Here is a 25,248-nt window from a genome sequence, read left to right on the forward strand (position 1 = left end):
ATATTTCAAAATAGTTCGTCATAATTACATGAAAAAAATATACTTAATAATTCTTATCTCATTTGTACAAGTAGCACAAGCACAGGAAACGTTATCATCTATTATTAAAGAGAATACTCAAACTTTTATTTTAAAGGATGATGAATTTACAGGAAAAGGATGGGATGAAATTTTAGGTGAAATAAAAACCCATAACAATATCTTAATTGGGGAAGATCATTTTTTTAATGAAATACCATTTTTTATTTCTCAATTTAATAAAGAAGTAAAATTTGATAATTTTTTCTGTGAAGTAGGTCCATATTTAGGGAATACATTAGAGACAAAAATAAAAAACTTGTCAACTGCTGACTTAGATAAATTTAACGCTGAATTTGGTAATACATTCGCATTCTATGCGCTAGAGCCAGAATTTAAACTAATGCAACAGTTAGTAAACTCAGGAACAAAAGTTATTGGTACCGATCAAATAATTTTATTGTCAGATAGACTAATTGCATCAGAACTTAAACAGAAATCAAAAAATAAGATTGCGAAATCAATATACTCAGATATTGAAAAACAATCTGCCATTTATTTTGATGAAATGGTAAAGGGTAATAGCCCCTACTTTCTTACGGATCAGTTCACTAAACAGTTAAATAAGCTAGATAGCCTTGAGCTAAGCAATTACGAACAGAAGGTCATAAAGGACTTAAAACTATCGCAAAACATTTATTTGAACGGTGATCATCACCTTAGAGTTCAATTAATGAAACATAATATAATGCAGAATTATGAATTGATAGTAAATTCTAAAAATTTATATAAATACGGAGCAATACATTTACCTAAAGGAGAGAGTTTATTAAAAATTCAAGACATTGGAAACTTGATACATAATATTGCAGACAGTGAATTTGAGTCCTCTTTACATATTATGGTCATTGGTAAAAGTGGAATTCAAGGAGTACCTTTAAAAGGTATTGAGAATCAACCATTAGACCCAAATAGTAATGATTACAAACATTACAAGCCATTTTTTGACACAATGGAAAAAAATGAGTGGCATGTTTTTAATAATAAAGAAATATTGAAAAAAATAACTTCAGGTAAGCTGAAAATTAATGACAAAACATTAGAAAGAGTAATAAAAGGATATGATTATTTAGTTATAATTCCAGAAGTTACTCCGGCTAAATTTATCTATTAAAAAGTATTGAATATTTTAAGCACTGAGCACCTAATACTAATCTACAAAAAACTACCAACGAAGCCCCTATTCTTCTCCTCAATCCATTTGCTCATAAACTTGGTAGCATTTAGGAGTTCGTATTTAGTTTTAATCAATAAAAACTAAGCTTCGTGCGTACAGTAAAACTAAAAGTTTCCTTACTTACGCACCAAGCTTAGCTTGACCGTTGTGCGAATTTCACACAACTAAAAATATCTCAAATTAATTATTTCTTCAACTTCACGAAATAATCGAAAATTTCAGGAACATTTGCGCTTGCCATACCGTCATCGAAAGCAGCCTGTAGGCTAGCAGATGTAGCAGAAGCAACCTTAGATTCTGTACCAAGATCATCCATCATCTGTACAAAATAACCTAAATCTTTATTTGCATTGGCGATAGAAAAACCTAAATCACTTACATGATCTACTGCGTAGTTTTTACAAAACTTCATGAAGGGTGAATTCGATGGTCCAGAAGACATAATATCAAAAAGTTGTTGCCCGTCTACACCAGCAAGTTTTGCTGCTGCAAAAGCTTGTGACATAGTTACAACAGTTGTCATACCCATGAAATTATTAATCAACTTAGTTGTATGCCCTGCACCTAAAGGTCCTAAATGAAATACATGTTCCCCTTGTTGATCTAATATAGGTTTTACCTTCTCAAAGGTATCTTTATCGCCTGCAGCCATAATATTTAGCAATCCGTCTTTTGCGTGAGCCGGTGTACGACCAAGCGGAGCATCGATCATACCAGCGCCCTTTGCAGCAAGGTCTTTTCCAATTTTTTGTGTAGATGCAGGAATTGATGTTCCAAAGTCGATTAAAACGGAACCTTCCTTAATTCCAGCAAGAATACCATCTTCACCGTAAACGATTTTTTCAACAACAGCAGAAGTCGTTAAACAGAACATGATAATGTCGCTATTTTCAGCTAATTCTTTTGGAGAGGCAGCTTCTTTAGCATTACCGCGAGCGATAACAGTTGCTACTGCATCTTTGTTAAGGTCCATTACATTTAGTTGGAATCCTCTTTTTTGTAGGTTCTCAACCATGTTGGCGCCCATTAGGCCGAGTCCTATAAATCCGATAGTAGGGTTTTTCATATTTGTTTCATTATTTAGTGCAAAGATATAAATCTGCTAGTTAACATATTTTACTAGTTTAAAAAAGAAACTAAGCAACTATCCCCTATTCTTCTCCTCAATCCACTTGCTCATGAATTTGGTAGCAGTCATAGTTTGATGTTGCAATAAAGCTCCCGTAAAGTTCTGTGTTCTGTGAGTTTTCATCCCTTTTTGAAGTTGGTATATTTTTTCTATAAGAATACTTTCTAAGCTGCTTTTAGCATATAAAGTATTAATCAAAGTTTTGCCTTGCTTTTGAGCATTTTGCCATTCAGGTTGAGTTGTGTACAAACGTACAGCGGCATTAGCAAATTTAGAAGGGTCATCTTCTATATAACCGTTCCATTCTAAAATACCGTGCATACCTTCCGCACCAATGGTTGTGGTAATACTAGGCGTACCATTTTGCATGGCAGAAAGTAGTTTCCCTTTTATTCCTGCACCAAAACGTAGCGGAGCTAAACACACTTTAGCGGAACTCATAACTTCATTAACATCTACTGCCCTGCCATGTACTAGAAATCCCGTTGAAGGGTTATTCATTTCTAAAATTTGCTGTGGCAAATACGCACCATAAATATGTAATTTGGCTTCTGGTAATTGAGTGTGAATTTGTGACCAAATAGTAGTTTTTAAATATTTAACTGCATCTATGTTAGGGGCATGTTTTCCGCCACCTATGAATATAAAATCTTTTCGCTCATCTAATGGGTTCCATTTGGTGTCATTGGTAATTTCATCAACCATAAAAGGAAGTAACAGCAATAGACTTTTATCTATTATGATAACATCGGTCAATAATTCTAATTCGTAACTAGAGATAATTAAAGACAAGTCGCACCGATAAATACTGGCAATTTCTCGTTTGGTTTTATCATCTGCTAACCAAGCATCTGTAGTAAACGGAATTTCTTTTTTAAAACATAGTTCTCGCACATGACGAAGACTATGTAAATCTTCGGTATCTAAAATTCGTAATGCATTTGGGCAGTTTTCAGCCACTCGCCATCCAAATTGTTCTTCGCTCAAAAACCGATCAAACAACACCACACTTGGGTCAAGTTGTTTTACAAAATCATTGAACGATGCGTCGTTCATTTTAATGTCTGCAGTAGCGTACTTGGTAGTTGAAAAATCAAACGAATACTCAGACCTAGATGCCGCAGAGGCAATGGTGATGGAATATCCCTCTTGTTCAAAGACTTCTAAAAGTTGCATCATCCGCACTCCGGCAGCCGTTGAAGCGGGTTCTGGCCATACTAATGCGATTACGAGAAGTCTTTTAGAGGTATTCAAGGGATATGTAGTTTGTATTTAGTGATTAGTAAAGTGTGCTAGGTACAAAGTTCGGTAAATGGTTAGGAGTTGGCAAATGTGGCTGGTTGCAATTAGCAATTGATGGTTGTTTGTTTTTGGTTGTTGGCTCTTTTCAATTAACAATTAACAATTAGCAGTGAACAGTTAGTTATACTTGTTTGTTGTTTCTTAAATCCTGGCTCTTTTCCTGTACTCCTGTTATATCCAAAATAAAATACTTTTGAAATAGGCTCTTATCGGTTAACGACACTAAATATCGGTAAGGTGAAAAAGGGGTGCTTGTTGTTTATCGAGGCTATTTTACACTTCATCTTAGGTTATGTCAACTAACGAGAATTTGGTGTTTTTCAGCGATTCATACCCTAGCAAAACAAGGTATGCTGCGTTTTATAAGTGTAACAAACGCAAGTCATGAAAACAATAGCAACAATCATCTTCATCATCTTTTTAAGCTTTAACGCTCAAGCTCAGAATAACGATACTACCGTAGAGATCGAAACTGTTGAAACAACTATTGTAACTGAAACAGCTGACCAATTGAACGATGAGAAAGAAACTGAAGTTGCTCGTTTATACAAATTCAAAAATTCTAGAATTAAAAAAGACTTGAACTTCATTACTAAAGCTAACAAACCTAAAATGGCTTAATTCTTAGTTTTCCAAAGTAGTTACTTTCATACTTCATCAAGTTTACAATTTACATTTATCAATATTTTAATTAACAATAATAAGTTGTTGGCTGTCGGTTGTTAATTGTTGGCTCTTTTCAATTAACAATTAGCAGTGAACAGTTAGTAATACTTGTTTGTTGTTTCTTAAATCCCGGCTCTTTTCCTTTTCTCCTTTTATATCCAAAATAAAATACTCTTGAAATAAGCTCTTATCGGTTAACGACACTAAATATCGGTAAGGTGAAAAAGGGGTGCTTGTCGTTAATCGAGGCTATTTTACACTTTATCTTAGGTTGTGTCAACTAACGAGAATTTGGTGTTTTTCAGCGATTCATACCCTAGCAAAACAAGGTATCCTGCGTTTTATAAGTGTAACAAACGCAAGTCATGAAAACAATAGCAACAATCATCTTCATCATCTTTTTAAGCTTTAACGCTCAAGCTCAGAATAACGATACTACGGTAGAGATCGAAACTGTTGAAACAACTATTGTAACAGAAGCAGTTGACCAATTGAACGCAGCGAAAGAAACTGAAGTTGCTCGTTTATACAAATTCAAAAATTCTAGAATTAAAAAAGACTTGAACTTTATCACTAAAGCTAACAAACCTAAAATGGCTTAATTTCTAGCATTATCTTAATACTTGCCTTCTTTTCCATTAATCTATCAACTTACTTCTCCTCAGCAATACCTAGTTCATCTAGCACTACTACACCATAATCGGTCTGATCAAAAACAAAGGAAATCGATTTTAAACTATCGGACTTAAATTCCGGATTCTTACTTGTAAATGCCTCTAAAGGAAAATGATAGGTTTGCAATTGCACCTCCCAATCATCACCGATCATATCTTTATCTAAAAATTTGAACTTGGTAAATCTAGTTTTCAACGGTTTGGTAATACCTTTTATATCACTCACTTTTAAAGCACTGGTCTGTCCAAATTCATCAGTAAGCTGAATGGTGAAATCTAATTGAGGAACTTCTCGTGGCTCGTCATTCTTCTTCGCTTCCTTCTGTTCTTCCGTCAAATTAATATTTAACCACTCATGGTCGCCTGCCCCAAGAGTAAATTGTAAACTGGTGTTTGCCGAAATGGGTAGCGAGTCATGCTTAGATAACTTAATATCATAAATAGCTTTATCCCTAGACAAATTTGAATTCTCATAATCCCAACCCAATATGACCGCATTATTTTCTTGGCTCCCTTTATCACGCGTTGGTAAGTTCTGTTCTTTCCAAAGTGCCATATTCGTAGCTGTTAGCTGCGTACTATCTTTTGCCGTAGTAACATCTATATCTTCTTCAAAATCAGCAATGGTATGAAAATTAGAAGCTTCAAAAGAAGTTAGATAATGCTCCACTGGCAACCACTTTTTGGCACTAGCGACGTTCTTAAAAATAGAACGGTATTCTTGATTGTTTTTTAAAGTAGCCTCTGCAAACGCGCTGATAAATACTTTGGCAGCTTCTTGTTGTCCTTCTTCTTTTAACAAGGGTTGTAAATTCAATAACCATTTAGACGGAGCTCCAAAATCTGAATTTCCCCAAGTAGAATTGAACTGCCCATGATTGGCATGATGAATATATACACCCGATTTAAATCGGGAAATAGAATCTGTATACTGTAAACGGCGATAAGGTCTCATACCCCAAAAACTAACTTCATCAGCATCATAAGAACCTTGTATGCTCAAAAAATTGATATTTTTCAATACTATTTTACGATCATACCTATAGTCTGTTGGCGCAAGAGCCACGACCCCTTTGATATTAAAATTAAAATTGAATTTCTCTTTTGCCTGGTCAAGAAAATAAGGTAGCGGATTGTAGGCTGCCGCAATAGAAACCGCTTCACCACCACGAGAATGCCCCACAAGCATAATATTGTCCATATCTACTTTATTAGAAAGCTCATGCCCTACTTTACCGTTCCAGTTTCTCCACTGCTCTAAATGCTTTAACAACAACCAGGCACGGGCAGGCATTTCTTTACCCCTAAAATCTCCCGACCAATGACCGTTCAGAAAATTCTCATCTACAGAAACAGCTATAATTCCCCTACTTGCCAATAAACTACCCAAATAGCCATAGCCGTCATCAGAGTAATCTATCATGTTATGATTGCCATGTACAATTAAGGTCAGAGGAAAAGGTCCGTCGCCCTCTGGCATATATACCCTTCCATTTAAAGGAAAGTTTTTAGCCCCGAAACCCCAATACTGTTCGCGCCATTTTTTCTTTTTATCCTTCCAATCAGGTATCAACCATGTGCCGTCTACAGCATTGGTTTTAAAGGCAACTCCTGTTGAAAATTCTTCTCGTTGCTCATCCGTACCACTACCATAAGTAAATGTTTTCACGGTATAAGGACCTACTGCAGCAGGATTATTGATTGATACTTCTGGAATTAACGACTGACTCTGTTCTGCAAAAGCAAGTGGTGTTTCTTTATCGTACGGGTCCGTACCATCATTTGACAAAGCATAGAATACATACCCCACACCAATAAAGGTGATGAAAAGAAAAAGACTTGAAAATGCGTTACGTTTTAGTTGATACCTGTATAAAGCTATGCAAAATGCAATACCTAATGCTATAATGATACTATAGAACAAGGTTGGCCATCCAAATCCAAAATATTTTAAAATGGTTAAAACAGCAATAGTACTAAGAACAGCCGTTGTAGATTTCAATGGAATAGTACCCAATGCCTTACCAATAAGGTTTAAGAGACCGTAAATCATTACATTGATAAGCAAACCAATAATGATGGCAATACACATCATTACAAGAGGATGCCAACCCGTTAAAAAATGATAACCGGTAATGCCATAAAATATAATTGTTAAAACAAGGATAAAGAGAAGTAAGTTGTTTTTCATTAGTTGAGAGCGTTCTAGTGATTCAAGCACTTGAATTTAACCAACTTCTAGCGATTTAGATAACGCCGTGTCCATTTTTCAAAATAAGATAATAAAGACCTCTTTAGAATATAGAATCGATAACCAGATAAGAGATAATTCTGAATACCTAATCCCCAGTAAAAATCACATTTTAGCGGCGAACAACTTAGAAATCTTAGAACGTAATTTTCGCTCATAATCTTCTTCTAGCCATTCTTTGTAGTTCTTGGTATTGTTCATTATACAGTAGGAATACTGACGAACACGATATTTGATTTCTTCCTTCAATTTTTTGGCTAGAATACGGGCATCAAAAACATCTTCAGAATTCTCTACACAAATTTTTGCATGCTGTTCTATACTTTTTTCCAACACCAGTTTAGATTTTTCTCCGTTCGCAAAACTTTTCTTGTATTCAGCTTTTATGTCAAAATCTATATCGGTAGAATTTGCAAATTCCGCACGTAGATCGGCAGGCATTTCATAAACAAACTCACGTTCAATCTCTTCATCGTTCTTGATATTCTCTAAATAGAAATCTGGAAAATGAAAAATCTCTTGCCAATCTATGCCGGCATTCCATAATCCAAAACGGGCAACATTGTTCCCCATATCAATAACATTGAACTCTTCTTTATGAGGAAGGTATCTGGATCCACGACCGATCATTTGAAAATAAAGGGTAAGCGAACGTGTAGCACGATTAAGAATAATGGTTTCTACACTAGGTTCATCAAAACCGGTTGTCAAAATACTTACAGAGGTTAAAATAGCATCTGGCGTTTCTTTAAACCACTTAAGTATCTCTTTTCGCTCTGCGGCATTATTCTTGTTATCTAGGTGACGTATGTTATAACCGGCTTTTCTAAAGGTTTCACAAACGTATCTAGACGTATTTATACCGTTATTAAAAATTAAGGTCTTGGTACCTTTTGCAATTTCATTATATGCAGAAACCAACTTGTTCAGCATACTGTGATTACCATAAAGCTCATCTGAAGACTTTACCGTATAATCACCGCTAATACCTAGTTTTAAGGTTTGTAGGCTAACATCATAATTATACATGTTCGCCTTTGCCAAAAATTTTTTCTGAATCAATGATTCTATAGACTCGCCCACAATCAACTTTTTATAGTTGTCTTTCATGGGAAGTTTAATATTGGAACTCAACGGAGTTGCGGTAACCCCTAAGATTACGGAGTTCTCAAAGAATTTAAAAAGTTTACGGAATGAATTGTAGTGTGCCTCATCAATAATTACGAGACCTATATTATTGATTTCAACCTTTTCTTCTTGTAACCTATTATTAAGCGTTTCTACCATGGCTACAAAACACATGAACTCGTCTTGGTCTTGCCACTCCTTAACTTCGCTATTTATAATTTTGTTCTTAACACCAAAACCGTTCAGCATTCTAGAAGTCTGCTGACTTAATTCTATGCGGTGGGTAAGAACAATGACCTTTTTATTGGTCTTTGCAATATAGCGTTTGGCTATTTCAGAGAAAACCACAGTTTTACCACCACCAGTAGGCAATTGGTAAAGAAGGTTAGAATTATCACCGTTCTCTTCTAAATATTTAAAAATAGAATGAAGATCCGCCTCTTGATAATCGTACAGGGTTTTCTCAGTAATATCGTTTTGTAGCTTCAAAAGGTTTGTAGGCGTTTATTTATGTTAATAATGCAAAAACCTTATAAAATTATGAGATTTTTATGGGTCTAGGAAATAAAAAACTTGAAAAAACAATTTTAGTATCCCTTGTCAGAATCTACTAAATTTTGCAATTTTTCTCCAGTAGCCAAGCTTTTATAATTTTCCACGATCTGAGGAATCACGGAACTGGTATCTGAAACACTTGCGTAATGTGGCGTCATATGTACCTTATTATGATTCCAAAACGGATGACTTTTAGGTAATGGTTCTGTATGGTACACATCTAGACAAGCCCCTGATAAATGATGCAAATCTAACAAAGCAATTAAATCATCATCAACCATATGCCCGCCACGGGCAACATTGATCACATATGCATTCTTAGGAAGTTGGGATAAAAGCTCTTTATTTAAAATACCCTCAGTTGCAGGGGTCAACGGTAAAAGACACACCAGTATATCAGTAGACTTTAGAAATTCTTTTTGCTCTTCTGTCCCATAAAATGTTTGTACACCTGCTATTGATTTTTTACTTCTACTCCAACCCTGTACATTGAATTTATATGAGGAAAGATCGCTTGCCGTAAGCGCACCTAGCTCACCAAGACCTAAAATACCAACGGTAACATCTTTAATTCTCAAATAATCTTTAGGCTCCCATACATTAACCACCTGGTCTAACTTATAAGCATTTAAGTTTTTAAGATGTGCTAAAATTACCGCCAGCACATGTTCAGACATATCACTGGCAAGGTATGGGTCTATAATACGGGTAATAGGAATGTTTTTAGGGCGCGTATCGTCTTCAAAAATATAATCGACACCAGCGCCTGCAGAAGCTATACATTTTAGATTAGGATAACCGGACAATGAACCCTTGGGATGTTTCCATATCACCGCCATGGTGATGTCCTCTTTTGGGTGGTCCTCAAGATAACTGTATACTTTTATAGTCTTATCAGCATTCTGCAATGCATATTTCCAAAGTTCAATTTTACTGTCTTGTCGTATAACTACTATTGCCATATGTTAATCTATAATATCTAAAGCCTTTGAGAATTCATCTTCAAAAAGCCATTTTTGATTTTGGGTTTCTGTGTAAATTTTTAGGATACGTTCTCTGAATTCTGGAAAAACTCCTTGAACGGTAGTAAACTGAATAACCTCATTAAATGAATTGAGCATACTTCTATAAAAAGAATCGGGCACATTCTTCTCCATTGAGAACGTCTGTGCAATTTCTAAATTATAGCACATAACATCTGCAACTAAGTGAGGGTCTACGCCTAGCTTAATAAAATGCTTTATAAATTTCTGGGCAACGGAACGTCTTGCTTTTGGCCTGCGTCGCTTCAACGGAAAATATTCATTGGAAATTTTTGCCTTGGCATCTTGCACTAACTTATCTTCTTTAGGGTTGAAGGCAAAATCATAATAGGTCTTTACCGCAGGAAATTTTTCGTAAAGCTCTAGTATTTGTTCTTCAAGCGCCTTTTTGGGAAGCTTGGTTAGATAAGTTTTTAATGCCCTTTTACTCATAAAAATTCAGTGTGTATATTCAAAAATAAGCTTTACAAAAACAACCGCCTAAAAGCTTAAATCTTTGTTAAAGCTAATAAATGCTGTAGAAGTATAGTCTAATTCATTAGGAAAATTGAATTAATTGCACTATACTGTAAACTTGTACAACTTCTAAATTCGAAACAAACATATGAGGCAACTAAAGATTATCAAGCAGGTAACGAATCGTGAATCGAAATCCTTAGATAAATACTTGCAAGATATCAGTAAAATTGATTTGATTACAGCGAATGAAGAGGTAGAATTAGCGCAGAAGATTCGAGAAGGTAGTCAAGCAGCTTTGGAAAAATTAACGACAGCGAACTTAAGGTTCGTAGTTTCCGTAGCAAAACAGTACCAAAATCAAGGTCTTAAATTACCGGATTTAATTAATGAAGGAAATTTAGGCTTAGTTAAAGCAGCAAAAAGATTTGATGAAACAAGAGGATTTAAGTTTATATCCTATGCCGTTTGGTGGATCAGACAATCTATACTACAAGCTTTAGCTGAACAATCTAGGGTTGTTCGTTTACCATTGAACAAAATTGGATCAATCAATAAGATTAAAAAGACATTTTCTTACTTAGAGCAGGCTCACGAACGTCCGCCTTCTCCAGAAGAAATTGCAAAAGAATTAGAAATGACGGTTTCTGAAGTGAAGCAATCACTTAAGAATTCAGGTAGACACGTATCTATGGATGCACCTTTACGTGAAGGCGAAGATTCTAACCTATATGACGTTTTACGTTCAGGTGAATCTCCAAGACCAGATAATATTTTATTACAGCAGTCATTAAATACTGAGATTAATAGAGCGTTAGATACATTATCTCCAAGAGAGGCAGATGTTGTAAAGCTTTATTATGGTATTGGTGATCAACAATCAATGACTTTAGCAGAAATTGGTCAAACGTTCGATTTAACAAGAGAGCGTGTAAGACAAATTCGTGAAAAGGCAATACGTAAATTACGTCATGCCTCTAGAAGCAAATTGCTTAAAACGTATTTAGGCTAAATAGTATTATTGTTTTAAAAAAAGAAAGCGCCCGTTTTTAACGGGCGCTTTCTTTTTACCTAATGTTTGGGAACACTAAGAATATGTTAATTTGTTGATATTGAAATTTACCAAGATGCTATTAAGATCCTGAATAAAATTTTGATACGATGAAAAATCTTGATTTTGATGTGCCATGGAAATATTTATTTAGGTTATAATTTGGGTTACATATAGTCCAACTCAGCTAATTCGTTGATACTAAGAATTTCGTTTAAATCTTGAAGAAAAACTAAGTATTCTTCTCCGTAAGTGTCGTAAAGCATATTGTAGGATTAAAAGTTAATCTTGATTTGGGTGATTATATCTTGAAGTAAATATATACCGATGTTAAGAGTGTGACAACAAATTGTGGTGAACCAATTTAAAACTGTTGTAAAACATACAAAAAAGTGTTGTTTAAGGTTAAAAAGCTATGAACACTAGGTTTTATAGGGGTTTCAAGAGTGCATTTCAACCTGTTTATTGGTGTTTTATCGATATAAATTTTAAAATCGACTTATTTACAGGCAGTTACGTGGTAAAAGCATATATAAAAAGATGAAATAACCTTTAAATCAAGGTTACCTAAAGTTTATTCTTTCTGGAACATTAAATGAATACCACTTCTGTAACACATTAAAACATATGTTTACAATACCTTATATACATCTACGTTTTTATTGTAAGCCATTTATTTATAATTCCTATAACTTTGATAAAGTTCAAAACTAATTTTAGATGAAGAGATTCTCCCCTATTCTTTTAAGCTATAAATTTATAGTACTAGTTATCCTCCTTTTTATTGGCAGTCCGGCAAAGGCAGATGGTACAGATCTCATTTTACCTTCCGCTAAAAATTTAGAGGCGACAACCTTAGTTTTAAACAGTCATAGTTTTAATACACACGAACGTAGCACGTTTACCTATGCATCACAAACCGAAGCTATAGAACGCGGATTAACCATTATTCATCTACAGACAGAAAACAAGTTTGAATTTAAGACTTTTGATACCTACGGCAGTAAAGAAGATGTTCAGGCATTTATAGAAGTACTTACTAAAATGATAGATGCTAAAGCAGTATTTGCAATATTGGCACATGATTCTGCGGCAGCACAATTAATTGGGTATGAAAAACAATTGAGCAAATTGGGGTTTATACAGTTAAGTAGCTTGAAAGGAAGACAAGCCTACATCATGCATCATATTAATGGTACTATCACCGAACAGGTAAATGATAATTCTATTACTGAAACTATTGACATTAACAACATTGGTAGTAACAAGGAAATTTACTTTCCAAGGGAAGTTTATGAATTTGAATCTAGTATAGATAGATATATTGCCCATGCAGGAGGAGAAATTGACGGGGTAAAATCTACCAACTCTAAACATGCTTTAGATGAAAATTATAAAAAAGGATTCCGAAATTTTGAATTGGATATCATAGAGACATCAGACGGTAAATTAGTAGCGGCACATGATTGGAACATGTGGGCAAGATTTACAGATTATACGGGAAGCCTACCCCCTACGCATGCCCAATTCATGAAGCAAAAGATATATGGCGATTATACCACCTTAGATATGGACGGCATTAATACGTGGTTTAAAAATCACCAAGATGCTACATTGATTACAGATAAAGTAAACGACCCAATTGCCTTTGCTGATGCCTTTGTTGATAAAGACCGTCTAATAATGGAACTATTTAGCGTAATGGCTGTAGAAAAAGCATCTGAGCATGGCATACATACCATGATATCTCAAGAGCCCTTATTAGCCATTAAAGGTGATAAAGTAAACTTTCTTAAAGTAAATAACGTTAAGCATGTTGCGGTATCTAGAAGAATAATAGCTAGTCAAAAGAAACTGATGCTACAGTTAAGAGATGCCGGAATAAAGGTTTATGTCTTCAATGTAAACTTTGATACCGGTAAAGATGAACAATATGTCTACGATAATGAATTAGGCCTGGTCTACGGTATGTACGCCGATAAATGGATACCTGTTATGCAGTCTAAAAATTAAACTCATAGGTTAAACCTGCAGATATAGAATAAAAATAACTACCAGGATCAAAAGATTGCTCCTGGCGCAATACGCCTACATTAGTTCTATAGGCACTAAGATTGTTTTTACTGGTAAATTGGTATTCAAAACTTAAACGTTGAGATTCTATATATAACAGTGTCTCTGCCAATAACTGATCACCAGATGTAAATTGTCTCAACTCAGGAGAAAAACCATAACCTACATTTAAGCCCATATAGTTTTTAGCATCCTTTAGATACTTACGCACCAGTAAATTACCAGATACATTGGTAAGATTGTTAGACTCTGGCGTAATGTAAGAGCGTAAGGACAAATAGTAGTTACCCGTGTAATACCCCAATGAATTGGTAATAGATTTGACATCTTTAGTAGCGAAGTTTATTAATCTACCGCCGGCTGAAAATTCAATTCCGCTTTTATGATTGTAATACACATCTCCACCAACTTTGTGGTTTGGATATGACTCAGACTCAGAATAGCCATAATTGATATACGCATAAAATCCTTTTGCAATTTTAGGATACAAATCTAAATCTAGCTGAATACCGTTTTTACCCACTCTATTGCTATTGTTAATTCTTGGTATAATAGCACCAAAGGGAGTTTGCCTTTTATAAGAAATACTAGAGGTGGTGATGGGATCAAAGCGTTTGTCGAAAAACGTAACGGCACTATTGACCATAACCGTATTCTTTAACTTCTCTTCTGTTACGGGCGTTGTATGTATATTTTCAGTTTCTGCTATAGCGGCATCGTTAACAGATGAAGATGAATTCTTGGCATCGGTAAATTTGGTATTGACCTTACTTTCAACATTAAACCAACCATCTGGGTTATATGCTGTTCCATGCACTCCATCTGTAGCTACAGTCTGTAACCTTTTTAATTCTTGGTCATTTTCTATATGAACCAAAGCTTTGTTGGCAAGACCTAATGCCGTTGCATAATTCTTTGTGTACAATTCATTTTTGACTGCGGAAAGCCAAGCTTCTCTGTTAGTTTTGTCCTTTGATAAAATGCTATTGAATTCCGATCTCGCTAAATCATAATCCCCTCGCCAACTTAAGGTACTGGCCCAAAGTACTGAAGTCTGTATTTCAGTTTCAGCCGCGTTTACCAAATTGTAGAGCATGTTATGAGCGGTATTGGTTTTACCCTCATACGCTAAGGCATAGGCAGTTTCAAAAGAAGGCACAGCACTGTTTATATCTTGACCATTAACCTTTAAAATAAAGGATGACAAAACCAATAGAACCATATGTAAGTAGCTATTCTTCATTATTCTATGGATGCTAACGTATTTTTAGCATCTTTATTTGTGCTTTTGTGAATATTGATACCCGCTTTTCGTGCAGAATTCTTAGCTCTAGAAATCTTATTGGAAATTTCATTGGCGCTGGCACTATTTTCTTGAACTATATCCACCAAGGCAAGTCCTTCAGCATATTTGTCATACCAGAAATACACATCAAAAAGTGCTGCATAAGAATCAATATAATTGGGGTTCATAGCAATACACTCTTTCAAAATTTTAACCGACTCTTCATAATTGCCTTTCCAAATATGTAATCTGCCCGTTAGAATCTTAGTATCTATATGACTGGGTGATTCTGAAAGTATATAACGACAAAGTAAAAGGGCATCATCCCATTTTTTATCAAAAGCCAAATCTCTAGCTTTAAAGAAAGATCGGTCAAAATTACTACCGTCATAAATACTATTGATCCAGGTGATTTCTGCGGGAGTAAATTTCTCTTTCTGTACTGAGAAAATGGTTAAACTATCAGGAATTATCTTGTTCTCTGTAGTAACGTAGTGGTTCACAGATTTAAAACGCTCTAAAGTTTTCTCTACAGAACCACCACCAAAAGTAGAACTGATATCCATATCTTCATCAAGCTCCATAATGTCACCATCAGTATACAATTTTTCTTTACTGATATATTCCTTTAGCTCATTCTTGTTTCGCATTAAAGGTATGTTCTTAGTGGACCTAAATGCAGTTTCCATGTCTAGGGCACCACCCATCCATGCTACTTTCTTAGGCATTTTTAATTCATATGAATTTGAGAGTAATGCCAGTATAGAAGGGGTAACATCAAAATGAGAAGAAATAGAACTCATTTTACGGGTTGTTTTCAACATGGGGCTATACATGATGAGCGGTACATGAAAACGACTAATATTATTACGCTGTGGTATAGGTATAAGTCTATGGTCCCCAGTAAAAATGAAAATACTATTCTCATAATTAGGTTGAGATTTGTAAGACTCCATAAACCATTTTATAGCATTATCCGTATATAAAAGTGTTGCAAAAACATTATCATTCTTTTTTACAATTTTCTTTACTCTAGAATTGAAATCGCCTTTGTCCAATATATCCTTTACCTGGTTTTCAAAAAATTCTTGATTTGGTGGTACAAAGGGTTCATGTGTACTAATGGTCATATACACCTCTAGCCTAGGTTGATCTTTACTTCTTTCTAGACTTAAACTTTTTTTGAATAATTCTTTATCAGGATATCCCCAAGAAGAACCCGCGGCATCTTCTGCTTGTTGTTTATACTTATTTCCAAATCCAGATTTATCCAATACAAAATCAACATTCTCACTTCGTAGAAATCGGTCTACTTTGTCAAAAGAACTGTTGGTGCCCTGATAAAAAGAAGTATGGTAACCATTGTTTTTAAGCACACTGAACATGGTCAGTTTATTTGGGTATTCATCCAACTCCATGAAACCGCTTTTACCAAAAGGCAAAGAACCTAGCAGTGACGGCAATACTCCAAAAGTTCTACCTGTATTGCTCAAAAAATTCTCCCAGTATAATGATTTGGTGGTAAGGGAATCTAAATACGGAGTAAACCCGCCAAACTCTGCTCCTTCTCCCACAAAATCTCTACCCAAACCTTCAACCATTACAAAAACGATATTTGGTTTTTCTTCTTTTAGCTCAAAATATTCGCCCAGTACATTTTCGATATTGGCACCTTGTACCAAAGGATATTCTTCTGTTGATGTATATGAATTATCTTCAGTACTGGTATTGTAAACATTTACAGCCAAGTATTGTACTTTATTCTGATTAATAGGTTTACCATCTGTAAATAATGAAGCTACAAATAGACTAAACAGTACAATGGTAAACGGATACATTTTACTAATTCTATGATAAAACTTAGAGGTAATTCTATAAAGTCCTAAAAAAAGACCTATTAAGCCAATTGAAGCGATAAGCAGATAAATTGAAATCATGAAACCACCAGAATTAGCCAAGGTTATTTGCATATCGGCGTAGCTGTACCCTAAAATATCCGATCCTAAAGGAACTAAAGTAGTACAGTAATATGCAGTAAGGACAGCTTCAATTATCAAGACTAAACTTAGCAGTCCAAATACGAGATTAAAACCATATTTAGGACGTAAGTTTTCCCAAAAATTAAAAGGAAACACCATGACAATACCCATTAATGCGGTAAAACCTATTTGGTGTACAATAGCTTTTAAAAAACTTATGGAAAAAATAGTATCGATAACACCTTTATAGTACAGCATACCATATTGAAAAAGCGTAAGCACGAACAAACATCCAAAAAAGGATATCATAAGCCGCGTATACTGCTTTAAAGAATATCTATCTATACTACTTGTGTTCATTTTTATTAGGATGCTTTTGCAAAACCTTTTCTAACTTGGGATCCCCAACCAGATTTTATCTTGAATAATTTTTTATAGTTACCCCTAACCGCAGCATATACTACAATAGGGTGAAAAATGAATGGCTCTAAAATTGCCAAGCCCATTAATATTAAAATGTCTTTTGTTTTTCTGTATTGATTATATGAATACACATCCCACAGAATGGCATAGAAAGAAATCATGATAGAAAACAGGAATATGGCCAGGGTAATCATGAGAAAGAATTCCCAGTTAAGAATACCTAAATAAGCAAATAGCAAAATGGTAAAAAAACCAAAAAACTCTAATAACGGGGAAAGCCATTCATAGAAAAACCAATAGGGATAACTCAACAAGCCCAATCTACCATACTTAGAATTGAACAACATGTCTTTATGCTTAAACAATGTCTCTAGATTACCACGAGCCCAACGGTCTCTTTGGTTTACTAAAATCTTAAGGTCTTCAGGAACTTCTGTCCAACATAACGGATCTGGAATATATTCAATGGTATAAGGTTCTTTTCTATCATGCATATACCGACGCATTTTGAAAACAATTTCCATATCCTCACCAACGGTATTGGTATCGTAACCACCTACGGCCAATGCTATTTCACGTTCAAAAAACCCGAATGCACCAGAGATGATGAGCAGGCTGTCTATTCTACCCCAAGCCATTCTACCTAGAATAAAAGAACGAGTATATTCTAACAATTGAAATCTTGCCAACCAATTTGTAGGCAACCTGATTTCTTCTAGCTGACCACCTTGAATAACACAAGAATTAGCTACGCGTATAACACCGCCAACTGCTATAACCCTTTTCTTTGAGCGCTGAAAAAATGATTTGACCACATGTAACAAAGCGTCTGGTTGTAAAAGGCAATCAACATCTATACAACCTACATATTTACTGGTAGACAATGATACACCGGCATTTAGAGCATCAGACTTACCACCGTTCATTTTATCGATTACGGTTAGTTTTTCAAAAGCCCTGTTCTTAGATTTATAGATTCCACGAACTGGTTTAGATTTCCAATCCGGGTCCATTTTTATATCAATTTTCTCTAGGTCATATGAATCTATAAGTTTCTGTAAAGTGTCATCTTTACTACCATCATTAACCACCATTACATCATAATTAACGTATTGGAGCGATAATAAGGAACGAATGTTTTCTACAATTGTTAACCCTTCATTGTACGCAGGTGCAATGATCGTTATGGTAGGAGCTAATGGGGAAGCCATTATTTTGGATATATCTGTAAAGCTGTTCTTATTTCTATAATGAAGCGAATTTCTTGTAGAGAAATATGCCATTAGAGAAAACAGGATAAACAGAATTATGGTAAATACAAAGAATACAAAATTGATGTATTCGAGTACCACACCAAATAGCTCACTATCCATTTAACTTGTTGTATAAAGAATTGGACATGGAACATAACTGATCAAACAATGTAGAACCATTTTCGCTAGGCTCAATATTCTTTTGTTCAGCAGGCTCATTTAATTCTAGTTCAAAATCTAGATTAAAAATGGAATCTTCGTCTATAGAAGTACTAGTAGTTTCTATATCAAGAGCAGATTGTGTCTTTATATGCTCCAAAACTTCTGTAGCTTTTGCAACAAGGGATTTTGACCCAGATTCTAAAATACTTTCAAGTAACTCTATTTCTTTACTATCACCTACTACCATCATTTCATCTAACAACATATGTCTAGTCTCTTTATCTGCAAGATGGTATACTTCTGCAAAAACACTATTGGTAAGGTCGTTGTCATTTGAGAACAATTCGTTTGGACGAGGAGATTGGTAGGAGAATTTTTGAATCAATTCATTAGCCCTATTTACAACTACATCAGAATTGTTTTCTTCAATGATTTGGTATAAAAGTATAAGTTCACGGCAGTCGCCAAGTTCTGATATGTTCTCTAACAGAACCATGGCATCAAGTTCCTTTTTACGCATGAAATTTGGAGAAAAAGAGATACCATCATTTTCAAATGAGATCATTGCTTCTTTTTTATCTGCGTCTTTAATGATAACTTCAGTTTGCTCTTCGGTATTTGTATGAACAGAAGACCAATCAATTTCATCAATCATTATTTCCGGACCCTTATTGGTATTCAATTTAGACTTTTCCTCTTGCTCTTCTTGAATAGATACATCATCTAAAACAAATGCTAGTTCAAGGTCTTCCTTTTCAGAGGTCAATATTTCCTCTTCAACGGAGGTTTGTTCCACCACAAAAGGAAGGAAATTTAAAGAAAGATCTTCCTTATGTTGTTCCTCATGTTCAGTTTCAACTACAGGGTTAATTTTGGTTGTAGTCGCTTCTATATTTTCGGTTATGGAGTCGTCGCTTTTAATATGTGGTAAAAAGCTTAAATCGATATCATCTATTGAATTCACTTTATTTATATCTATTTGCTGAACTTTTGGTTCCGCTTCTAATTCTATCTTTGATTCTAATTCTGTTACTGGTTTAGATAATGAATCCACTAAAAGAACTTCTTGCTCAATGGGTTCTTCTTCTGGTAAATCTTCATCAACCAACTCTTCAATAATTGTTTCTTTGTTTTGATGGTCTAATTCTTCACTTTCATCACTTGAAACTATTTCAGTTGAATCTTTTAAGCCTTCAACATCTATTTCTATTTCAGTAGAAATTTCATTTATGGTATCATGTAACGGTACTTCTTCTAGAATATCAACTGCATCATTTTCCACTTTAGGCGTTAAATCTTCTAATTCAACATCATAAAAATCTGAAGTCGCTATATTCTTAGTAGGTAATATTCTCTCAGGATCAATTTTATTTAATGTTCCTATGACTTTACTCTTAATATTGAAATTGCGTTCCGTTAGCTGTAAATTTTCTAAAAAAGGAACTTCTGCGGTTGTTCCCAACTCACCAATAGCATCTAAAATGGCTATTTTAATGTCATGGCTTGCCTTGGTGTACACAAGTTTTAAAGTCAGTAAAGCATTTACAAAATGAAAACCTTTGATACACTCAATAGCTTCTGCCTGTATCTCACGTTTTTTATGCTTTAACAACGTTATAATGGATTGTTCAGCTTCGTTTTGGTTATAATATTTTATTAATCGTAAAGAAAATAATACCACGTGGGTATTGGTAGACGTTAACCAAAGAGCAAATTGTGGAGGGGTATAATTTGGTTTATGTCTAAGTACATCTAAAAGCTTTAATTGTTGCCATTCGGCAATTTTATACTTTGTATTATCAAGAAAGTACTTTATACCTTCTTCTTTAAGGTTAACTACTGCAATTTCAGCTTGTTTACGAATTGTGCTTTGCCTATGGTTTATGAATTTTATGATTAATCCGTATGAATCTTCTACTTCCATAGTAGTCAATTCTAAAATCCCGCTAGAGACCACCTGCCATTTACCACTTCTAAGTTTCTCATATGCATCATTATGCAGCCCTAAATCTTGATATAAATCAATAAGAACTGACTGTGAGCTACCTGAAAGATCTTTTCTTAAATCTAATATTACCTCAGTGAGTACATCTCGATCAAAATTATTCTTGATCAATTCTCTTATTTGAACTTTTAGATTTAGGTAATTCATTTTTTCCTCCTTTGTATTTGAATCTTCATAGAAGAGAAATTCATTAATCATTGGGGAAAACTCGACCTTCTTGTCTTTTGTACGGCTGTTTTTAGATGTAATTCTGTTTCTAATTACAAAAACACCTACAAAGTAAATTACTGCCAATACAAAAAACAGTATTGTCAGCCACCACAGATATTCTAAATTGAATTCTGGTGCGGAAATCAGCGATATTTTAATTTGATTTGGGGGAATCAACAAATTATAATCTTTAGTTATTTATTTATCTCTCTTGCAATGCGTACTAATAATTCTGTTGGACTTACTGGTTTAGTAATGAAATCATTTGCACCTAGCTCAAAAGCAGTTAGAACGTTCTGTTCATTACCTGCCGATGAAATAATTATGATAGGTGTTTTAGATTTTAGTTCGTTGCGCACATAATCTATGAGTTCGATACCTGAACAATAGGGCATCATAATATCACTCACAATAATATCTGGCATTTCATTTTTTAAATATTCTTTTACTTCTTTTCCGTTGGCTGAATGATGTACTGAATAGCCGCCTTTTTTCAGCCTAAAATTTAATAAGGAAGCTAAAAGTTGGTCATCATCTGCTAATAGTACACTTTTACCCATCTTACTTCTTGTTCATTAGTTCTAAACTCTTGTTTATGTTATCCTCCAATATTGGATAATCACTCAAGAACACTTCATATAATTCTTCAACTTTTTCAGGCTGATTGGTTTTACAACTCTTCTCTAGCTCAATAATTAAGTTTCGCATGCCTTCTGCTTTAATCATTGCAAACCCAGCTTTTAGCTTATGGGCAGACAAGGCAACTTCTTTTAAGTTTTGGGTCTTTAAATGAATTTTTACGTTGCCTATAAATTCAATGGCATTGAGTTTAAACAACTTCACCAACTCATTTAACATATCTATTTCTCCAAAACAATCTTTCATTAGATGGTTCAAATCTAAAACCGTGGTCTCTTTAGGTTCTATCATAGGTTTCTGTAGTATTGATGAGAAATCTGTTTGTTCATTTTTGATCTCTTTATTTTTTAAAATGATATTCAACAAATTATCTAGGGTATATGGTTTTAATAGGAAATCATTAATTCCTATTTCTTTACAGTCTTTGCTATCCTGTTCCGTAAAATCTGCACTAAATGCAATAATGGGAACAGAATTTACTCTTGAATTCTTGTGATCTCTAATGGCTTTAGATACCTCAAATCCGTTTTGACCTGGCATTTTTAAATCCATCAGAATTAAATCGATTTTTCTAGAGGAAAGTAAATACAAGCCTTTATCCAAATCTATATCAGCATGAACGGTACAGCCCCATTGGGTCAGCTGTTCAACAATTAAGTGTTGGTTCATTTTATTATCCTCAAATACCAATATTTCAGTACCAGCCAACAACTCACTGTCTATTTTATCAGTCGATTTCTGTAATTTGTTGATAGGAGCCTTAGTTGTTTTGCCTAAGGTATATGGCATTCTAAATCTTACCGTAGTACCTTTATTTACAGTACTATCAATTTCAATTTCACCGTTAAGTTTCTCTATAATTTCTTTGGTAATCGTTAATCCAAGTCCGGTACCGCCATATTTTTTAGCAGTATCATCTTCCGCTTGGGTATACCCGTTGAAAATTGTATCGATTTTTTCTTGAGTTATGCCAATACCGGTATCGGCAACTGAAAATTCAACAAGAAACTCATTGTCATTTCTCTGTTTCGTAAATACCTCTAGTTTTATATATCCCCTATCAACAAATTTTACGGCGTTTCCTAAAAGATTTAATAAGACCTGAGATAATTTAGATGGGTCACCTTTAACTATTTTAGGCACGTTTTCATCTATATCAATTAATAATTCAACTTTGCCATCTACAATTAAAGTCTCACATAAAAACATAACATCTTTAAGTAAACTATGTAGGTTAAATTCAACAGACTCAAAATTTGTGTTACCAGAAGAAATTTTAGAATATTCTAAAACTTCATTAATAAGATTTAATAGTGTATTAGATGCAAATTGTATGGCATTTACCTTTTTATGCTGGCCTTGCGTTAGCTTTTCTTCTTTTAAAAGATTGGCAAAACCTATAATACTATTTAATGGTGTTCTAATTTCATGGCTAACGTTGGCTATAAACTGCTTCTCAGAAACCTCCTTTTTAACAGTATCAAAAGTTTCATTTTTCTTATGTGCAATTTGCGCAGTTTTTGGGCTATAAATATGTTTTTCCAAACTATTTCTAAATGAATTAAAAGAGTCTTTTAACTCATTAGCATCATTGGTATTTAATTCTTCAAAAGAGAACTCGCTCACAGTTCTTTCTAATTGAGATAATTGACCAAGTAAATCCTTAGATTTTGAAATTGCCATAAATAGGTATTCTTTAGTTTAAGGGGGTTGTTATTTATAATTACTTAAAAATGCATCAATACAGTTGTGTGAACAATAAAAAGTTCTCAAAGGGTGGTTATTTGTTGTGAATACACTTAAATTGTAGGTCTAAACTTACTATATGAAACAGCTTATCTATTTTTTGTGTTTTACAACCTTAATTTCTTGCGGAGAAAAAAAAGAGAAAATTGAAGAAACTACACTTGAAAAAGCACGTAGAATTCATGATGATGTTATCACTATAGATACCCATAATGACATCAATATTAAAAACTTCACAGATAGTGTAAATTACAGTCAGAAGCTAGATTCTCAAGTTAATTTACCAAAGATGAAAGAAGGCGGTTTAGATGTCACTTGGTTGATTGTTTATACCGGTCAAGATACACTTACAGATGAGGGTTATGCCAAGGCAAAAGAGAACGCCATGTCTAAATTTGATGCTATTCATAAATTATGCGAAGAAATAGCTCCTGATGATATAGAATTAGCATTAACTTCTGCAGATGTAACACGAATTGTTGAGTCCGGAAAAAAAGCGGCCATGATCGGTGTTGAAAATGCCTACCCAATTGGTACGGATATGTCCCAATTTAAAACTTACCATGATTTAGGTGCCCGTTATATTTCCTTGGCACATAATGGTCATAGTCAATTTTCTGATTCTAACACAGGTGAAGCCGATGATGTTTGGTTACATAATGGTTTAAGTGATTTAGGAAAGCAAGCGGTAGTTGAAATGAATAAATTGGGTATTATGGTAGATGTTTCTCACCCATCAAAAGAAGCCATGAAACAAATGATAGCCTTGTCTAAAGCACCAATTATAGCTTCTCATTCATCAGCAAGAGCTTTATGTGACCATAGTAGAAATTTAGATGACGAGCAATTATTATTGATGAAAGAAAATGGTGGAGTTGTACAAACCGTAGCCTTCAGTTCTTATTTAAATACAGAAAAGCATGAAGCTAGAGCAGCATATATGAAATCGATATATCAACAAGTAGCCGATTCTTTGAACATTACTTGGTATGAACGTTCTCAATTCTCAAGTTTATCCGATACCGAAAAAGAAGCTTTTATGGATAATTACCCGAAGGTTTTAAAAATAGGTAAGGAATTAGTTGCTACTAAAACTGATGCACCAGAGGCTGTAAACGTTGGTGATTTTGTTGACCACATAGATTACATGGTAAAACTAATAGGTATTGATTATGTAGGCATAAGTTCTGATTTTGATGGCGGTGGTGGTATTGAAGGTTGGAGCGATGCTTCTGAAACCTTTAATGTAACCCTAGAACTTGTAGAACGAGGATATTCTGAAGAAGAAATAGCAAAATTATGGGGTGGTAACCTTATGCGTGTACTTGATGATGTACAGGCAGTTGCAAAAGAAATGGGTGAAAGTTAATTATCTTCACCCATTGCCGCTAGTCTGTCTTTTACAAATTCTATTTTTGTTTTACCATGTGCCGCAGGCTTACCGTTTTCACCAAGGTTAACCATAATAATGTTATCTACGGTAACAATAGTTTCGTGGTTCATTTTATTACGCACCTCACAATTTAAGGTTAATGAGGTTTTACCAAATTTAACTACCTCAATACCAATTTCAATGACATCACCTTTTACAGCGGCACTCATAAAATTAATTTCTGACATATATTTAGTAACCACTTTACCATTTTCTAACTGAATAATGGCATAAAGGGCCGCTTCTTCATCAATCCAAGCTAATAACCTACCTCCAAACAATGTACCGTTAGAGTTTAAATCACCTGGCTTAACTAATTTTCTAGTATGAAATCTCATAGCTTTATTATTTTGAAATTCTACTATGCAAAGTTAGGTCTAAAAATTTTCAATACTACTATTTCGTCATTCTAAGCAGACCGATTTACCAATTGTAACAATTGCGTATTTAATAACTTACATATTAACAATTGTTGCTTAACAGAATTATTAGAACGCTAATTTTATACACTATTTTTTGAATGTAGAAAGT

19 protein-coding genes are annotated in these 25,248 nt (G+C 34.3%); 6 read left to right on the top strand and 13 right to left on the bottom strand.

All coding sequences use genetic code 11. The annotated features are described in order from the left end of the window. Window positions 1-28: 28 nt before the first annotated feature. Window positions 29-1,192: a hypothetical protein gene (locus PXD56_RS09080; protein WP_276493018.1), complete on the top strand. Its 1,164-nt coding sequence runs from the start codon at window positions 29-31 to the stop codon at window positions 1,190-1,192. 247 nt (window positions 1,193-1,439) lie between these two features. Here the strand turns inward: PXD56_RS09080 and PXD56_RS09085 are convergent, their stop codons facing one another. Next, the gene (locus PXD56_RS09085) at window positions 1,440-2,321 is read right to left on the bottom strand and encodes an NAD(P)-dependent oxidoreductase (RefSeq protein ID WP_276493019.1); all 882 of its coding nucleotides are present in this window, start codon (window positions 2,319-2,321) and stop codon (window positions 1,440-1,442) included. A gap of 78 nt (window positions 2,322-2,399) precedes the next feature. Beyond that, window positions 2,400-3,638, bottom strand: a complete 1,239-nt coding sequence (locus PXD56_RS09090) for a glycosyltransferase (RefSeq protein ID WP_276493020.1) — start codon at window positions 3,636-3,638, stop codon at window positions 2,400-2,402. Between the two features lie 432 nt (window positions 3,639-4,070). Here PXD56_RS09090 and PXD56_RS09095 point away from each other — a divergent pair, with 432 nt between their 5' ends. Both PXD56_RS09095 and PXD56_RS09100 read left to right on the top strand, forming a co-directional pair. After that, entirely contained in the window at window positions 4,071-4,307 is a 237-nt protein-coding gene (locus PXD56_RS09095) for a hypothetical protein (protein ID WP_276493021.1), read from the top strand. A gap of 410 nt (window positions 4,308-4,717) precedes the next feature. Continuing rightward, window positions 4,718-4,954 carry a hypothetical protein gene (locus tag PXD56_RS09100; protein WP_276493022.1) on the top strand — a complete coding sequence of 79 codons (237 nt, stop codon included), beginning with the start codon at window positions 4,718-4,720 and terminating at the stop codon, window positions 4,952-4,954. Window positions 4,955-5,003: 49 nt separating this feature from the next. Here PXD56_RS09100 and PXD56_RS09105 read toward each other — a convergent pair whose 3' ends face one another. The 4 genes from PXD56_RS09105 to PXD56_RS09120 form a co-directional block, all read right to left on the bottom strand. After that, a complete protein-coding gene (locus tag PXD56_RS09105) occupies window positions 5,004-7,217 on the bottom strand; it encodes a hypothetical protein (RefSeq protein WP_276493023.1) in 2,214 nt (737 codons plus the stop codon). A 165-nt stretch (window positions 7,218-7,382) separates the two neighbouring features. Further along, the gene (locus PXD56_RS09110; RefSeq protein WP_276493024.1) at window positions 7,383-8,894 is read right to left on the bottom strand and encodes a DEAD/DEAH box helicase; all 1,512 of its coding nucleotides are present in this window, start codon (window positions 8,892-8,894) and stop codon (window positions 7,383-7,385) included. Between the two features lie 98 nt (window positions 8,895-8,992). Beyond that, window positions 8,993-9,922, bottom strand: a complete 930-nt coding sequence (locus PXD56_RS09115; protein WP_276493025.1) for a 2-hydroxyacid dehydrogenase — start codon at window positions 9,920-9,922, stop codon at window positions 8,993-8,995. Window positions 9,923-9,925: 3 nt separating this feature from the next. Continuing rightward, a complete protein-coding gene (locus tag PXD56_RS09120; RefSeq protein ID WP_276493026.1) occupies window positions 9,926-10,435 on the bottom strand; it encodes a DUF6155 family protein in 510 nt (169 codons plus the stop codon). A gap of 172 nt (window positions 10,436-10,607) precedes the next feature. Between PXD56_RS09120 and PXD56_RS09125 the strand changes: the two genes are divergently transcribed. Both PXD56_RS09125 and PXD56_RS09130 read left to right on the top strand, forming a co-directional pair. Then, window positions 10,608-11,471, top strand: coding sequence for a sigma-70 family RNA polymerase sigma factor (locus PXD56_RS09125; RefSeq protein WP_036154298.1), 864 nt, complete (start codon window positions 10,608-10,610; stop codon window positions 11,469-11,471). 759 nt (window positions 11,472-12,230) lie between these two features. Continuing rightward, window positions 12,231-13,523 (top strand): PI-PLC domain-containing protein, encoded by a 1,293-nt coding sequence (locus tag PXD56_RS09130; protein ID WP_276493027.1) that lies wholly within the window; start codon window positions 12,231-12,233, stop codon window positions 13,521-13,523. Here PXD56_RS09130 and PXD56_RS09135 read toward each other — a convergent pair. The 6 genes from PXD56_RS09135 to PXD56_RS09160 are packed head-to-tail and all read right to left on the bottom strand — an operon-like array spanning window position 13,513 to window position 23,222. Then, on the bottom strand, window positions 13,513-14,826 hold the full coding sequence (locus PXD56_RS09135; protein ID WP_276493028.1) for a YaiO family outer membrane beta-barrel protein: 1,314 nt from the start codon (window positions 14,824-14,826) through the stop codon (window positions 13,513-13,515). The two genes, PXD56_RS09130 and PXD56_RS09135, sit on opposite strands and share 11 nt — an antisense overlap. Then, on the bottom strand, window positions 14,826-17,207 hold the full coding sequence (locus PXD56_RS09140) for a sulfatase-like hydrolase/transferase (protein ID WP_276493029.1): 2,382 nt from the start codon (window positions 17,205-17,207) through the stop codon (window positions 14,826-14,828). Before PXD56_RS09140 ends, PXD56_RS09135 begins: the two co-directional genes overlap by 1 nt. Before the next feature lie 5 nt (window positions 17,208-17,212). After that, window positions 17,213-18,643 (bottom strand): glycosyltransferase family 2 protein, encoded by a 1,431-nt coding sequence (locus PXD56_RS09145; protein WP_276493030.1) that lies wholly within the window; start codon window positions 18,641-18,643, stop codon window positions 17,213-17,215. Continuing rightward, the gene (locus tag PXD56_RS09150; RefSeq protein WP_276493031.1) at window positions 18,636-21,080 is read right to left on the bottom strand and encodes a HEAT repeat domain-containing protein; all 2,445 of its coding nucleotides are present in this window, start codon (window positions 21,078-21,080) and stop codon (window positions 18,636-18,638) included. Before PXD56_RS09150 ends, PXD56_RS09145 begins: the two co-directional genes overlap by 8 nt. A 14-nt stretch (window positions 21,081-21,094) precedes the next feature. Then, window positions 21,095-21,460, bottom strand: a complete 366-nt coding sequence (locus tag PXD56_RS09155; protein WP_276493032.1) for a response regulator transcription factor — start codon at window positions 21,458-21,460, stop codon at window positions 21,095-21,097. 1 nt (window position 21,461) lies between these two features. Continuing rightward, window positions 21,462-23,222 carry an ATP-binding protein gene (locus PXD56_RS09160; protein WP_276493033.1) on the bottom strand — a complete coding sequence of 587 codons (1,761 nt, stop codon included), beginning with the start codon at window positions 23,220-23,222 and terminating at the stop codon, window positions 21,462-21,464. 142 nt (window positions 23,223-23,364) lie between these two features. Between PXD56_RS09160 and PXD56_RS09165 the strand changes: the two genes are divergently transcribed. Further along, a complete protein-coding gene (locus PXD56_RS09165; RefSeq protein WP_276493034.1) occupies window positions 23,365-24,654 on the top strand; it encodes a dipeptidase in 1,290 nt (429 codons plus the stop codon). Here the strand turns inward: PXD56_RS09165 and PXD56_RS09170 are convergent. Next, on the bottom strand, window positions 24,651-25,055 hold the full coding sequence (locus PXD56_RS09170) for an acyl-CoA thioesterase (protein WP_276472572.1): 405 nt from the start codon (window positions 25,053-25,055) through the stop codon (window positions 24,651-24,653). The two genes, PXD56_RS09165 and PXD56_RS09170, sit on opposite strands and share 4 nt — an antisense overlap. Window positions 25,056-25,248: the final 193 nt, after the last annotated feature.

The sequence above is a fragment of the Maribacter zhoushanensis genome, from assembly GCF_029350975.1.
Lineage (GTDB): Bacteria > Bacteroidota > Bacteroidia > Flavobacteriales > Flavobacteriaceae > Maribacter > Maribacter zhoushanensis.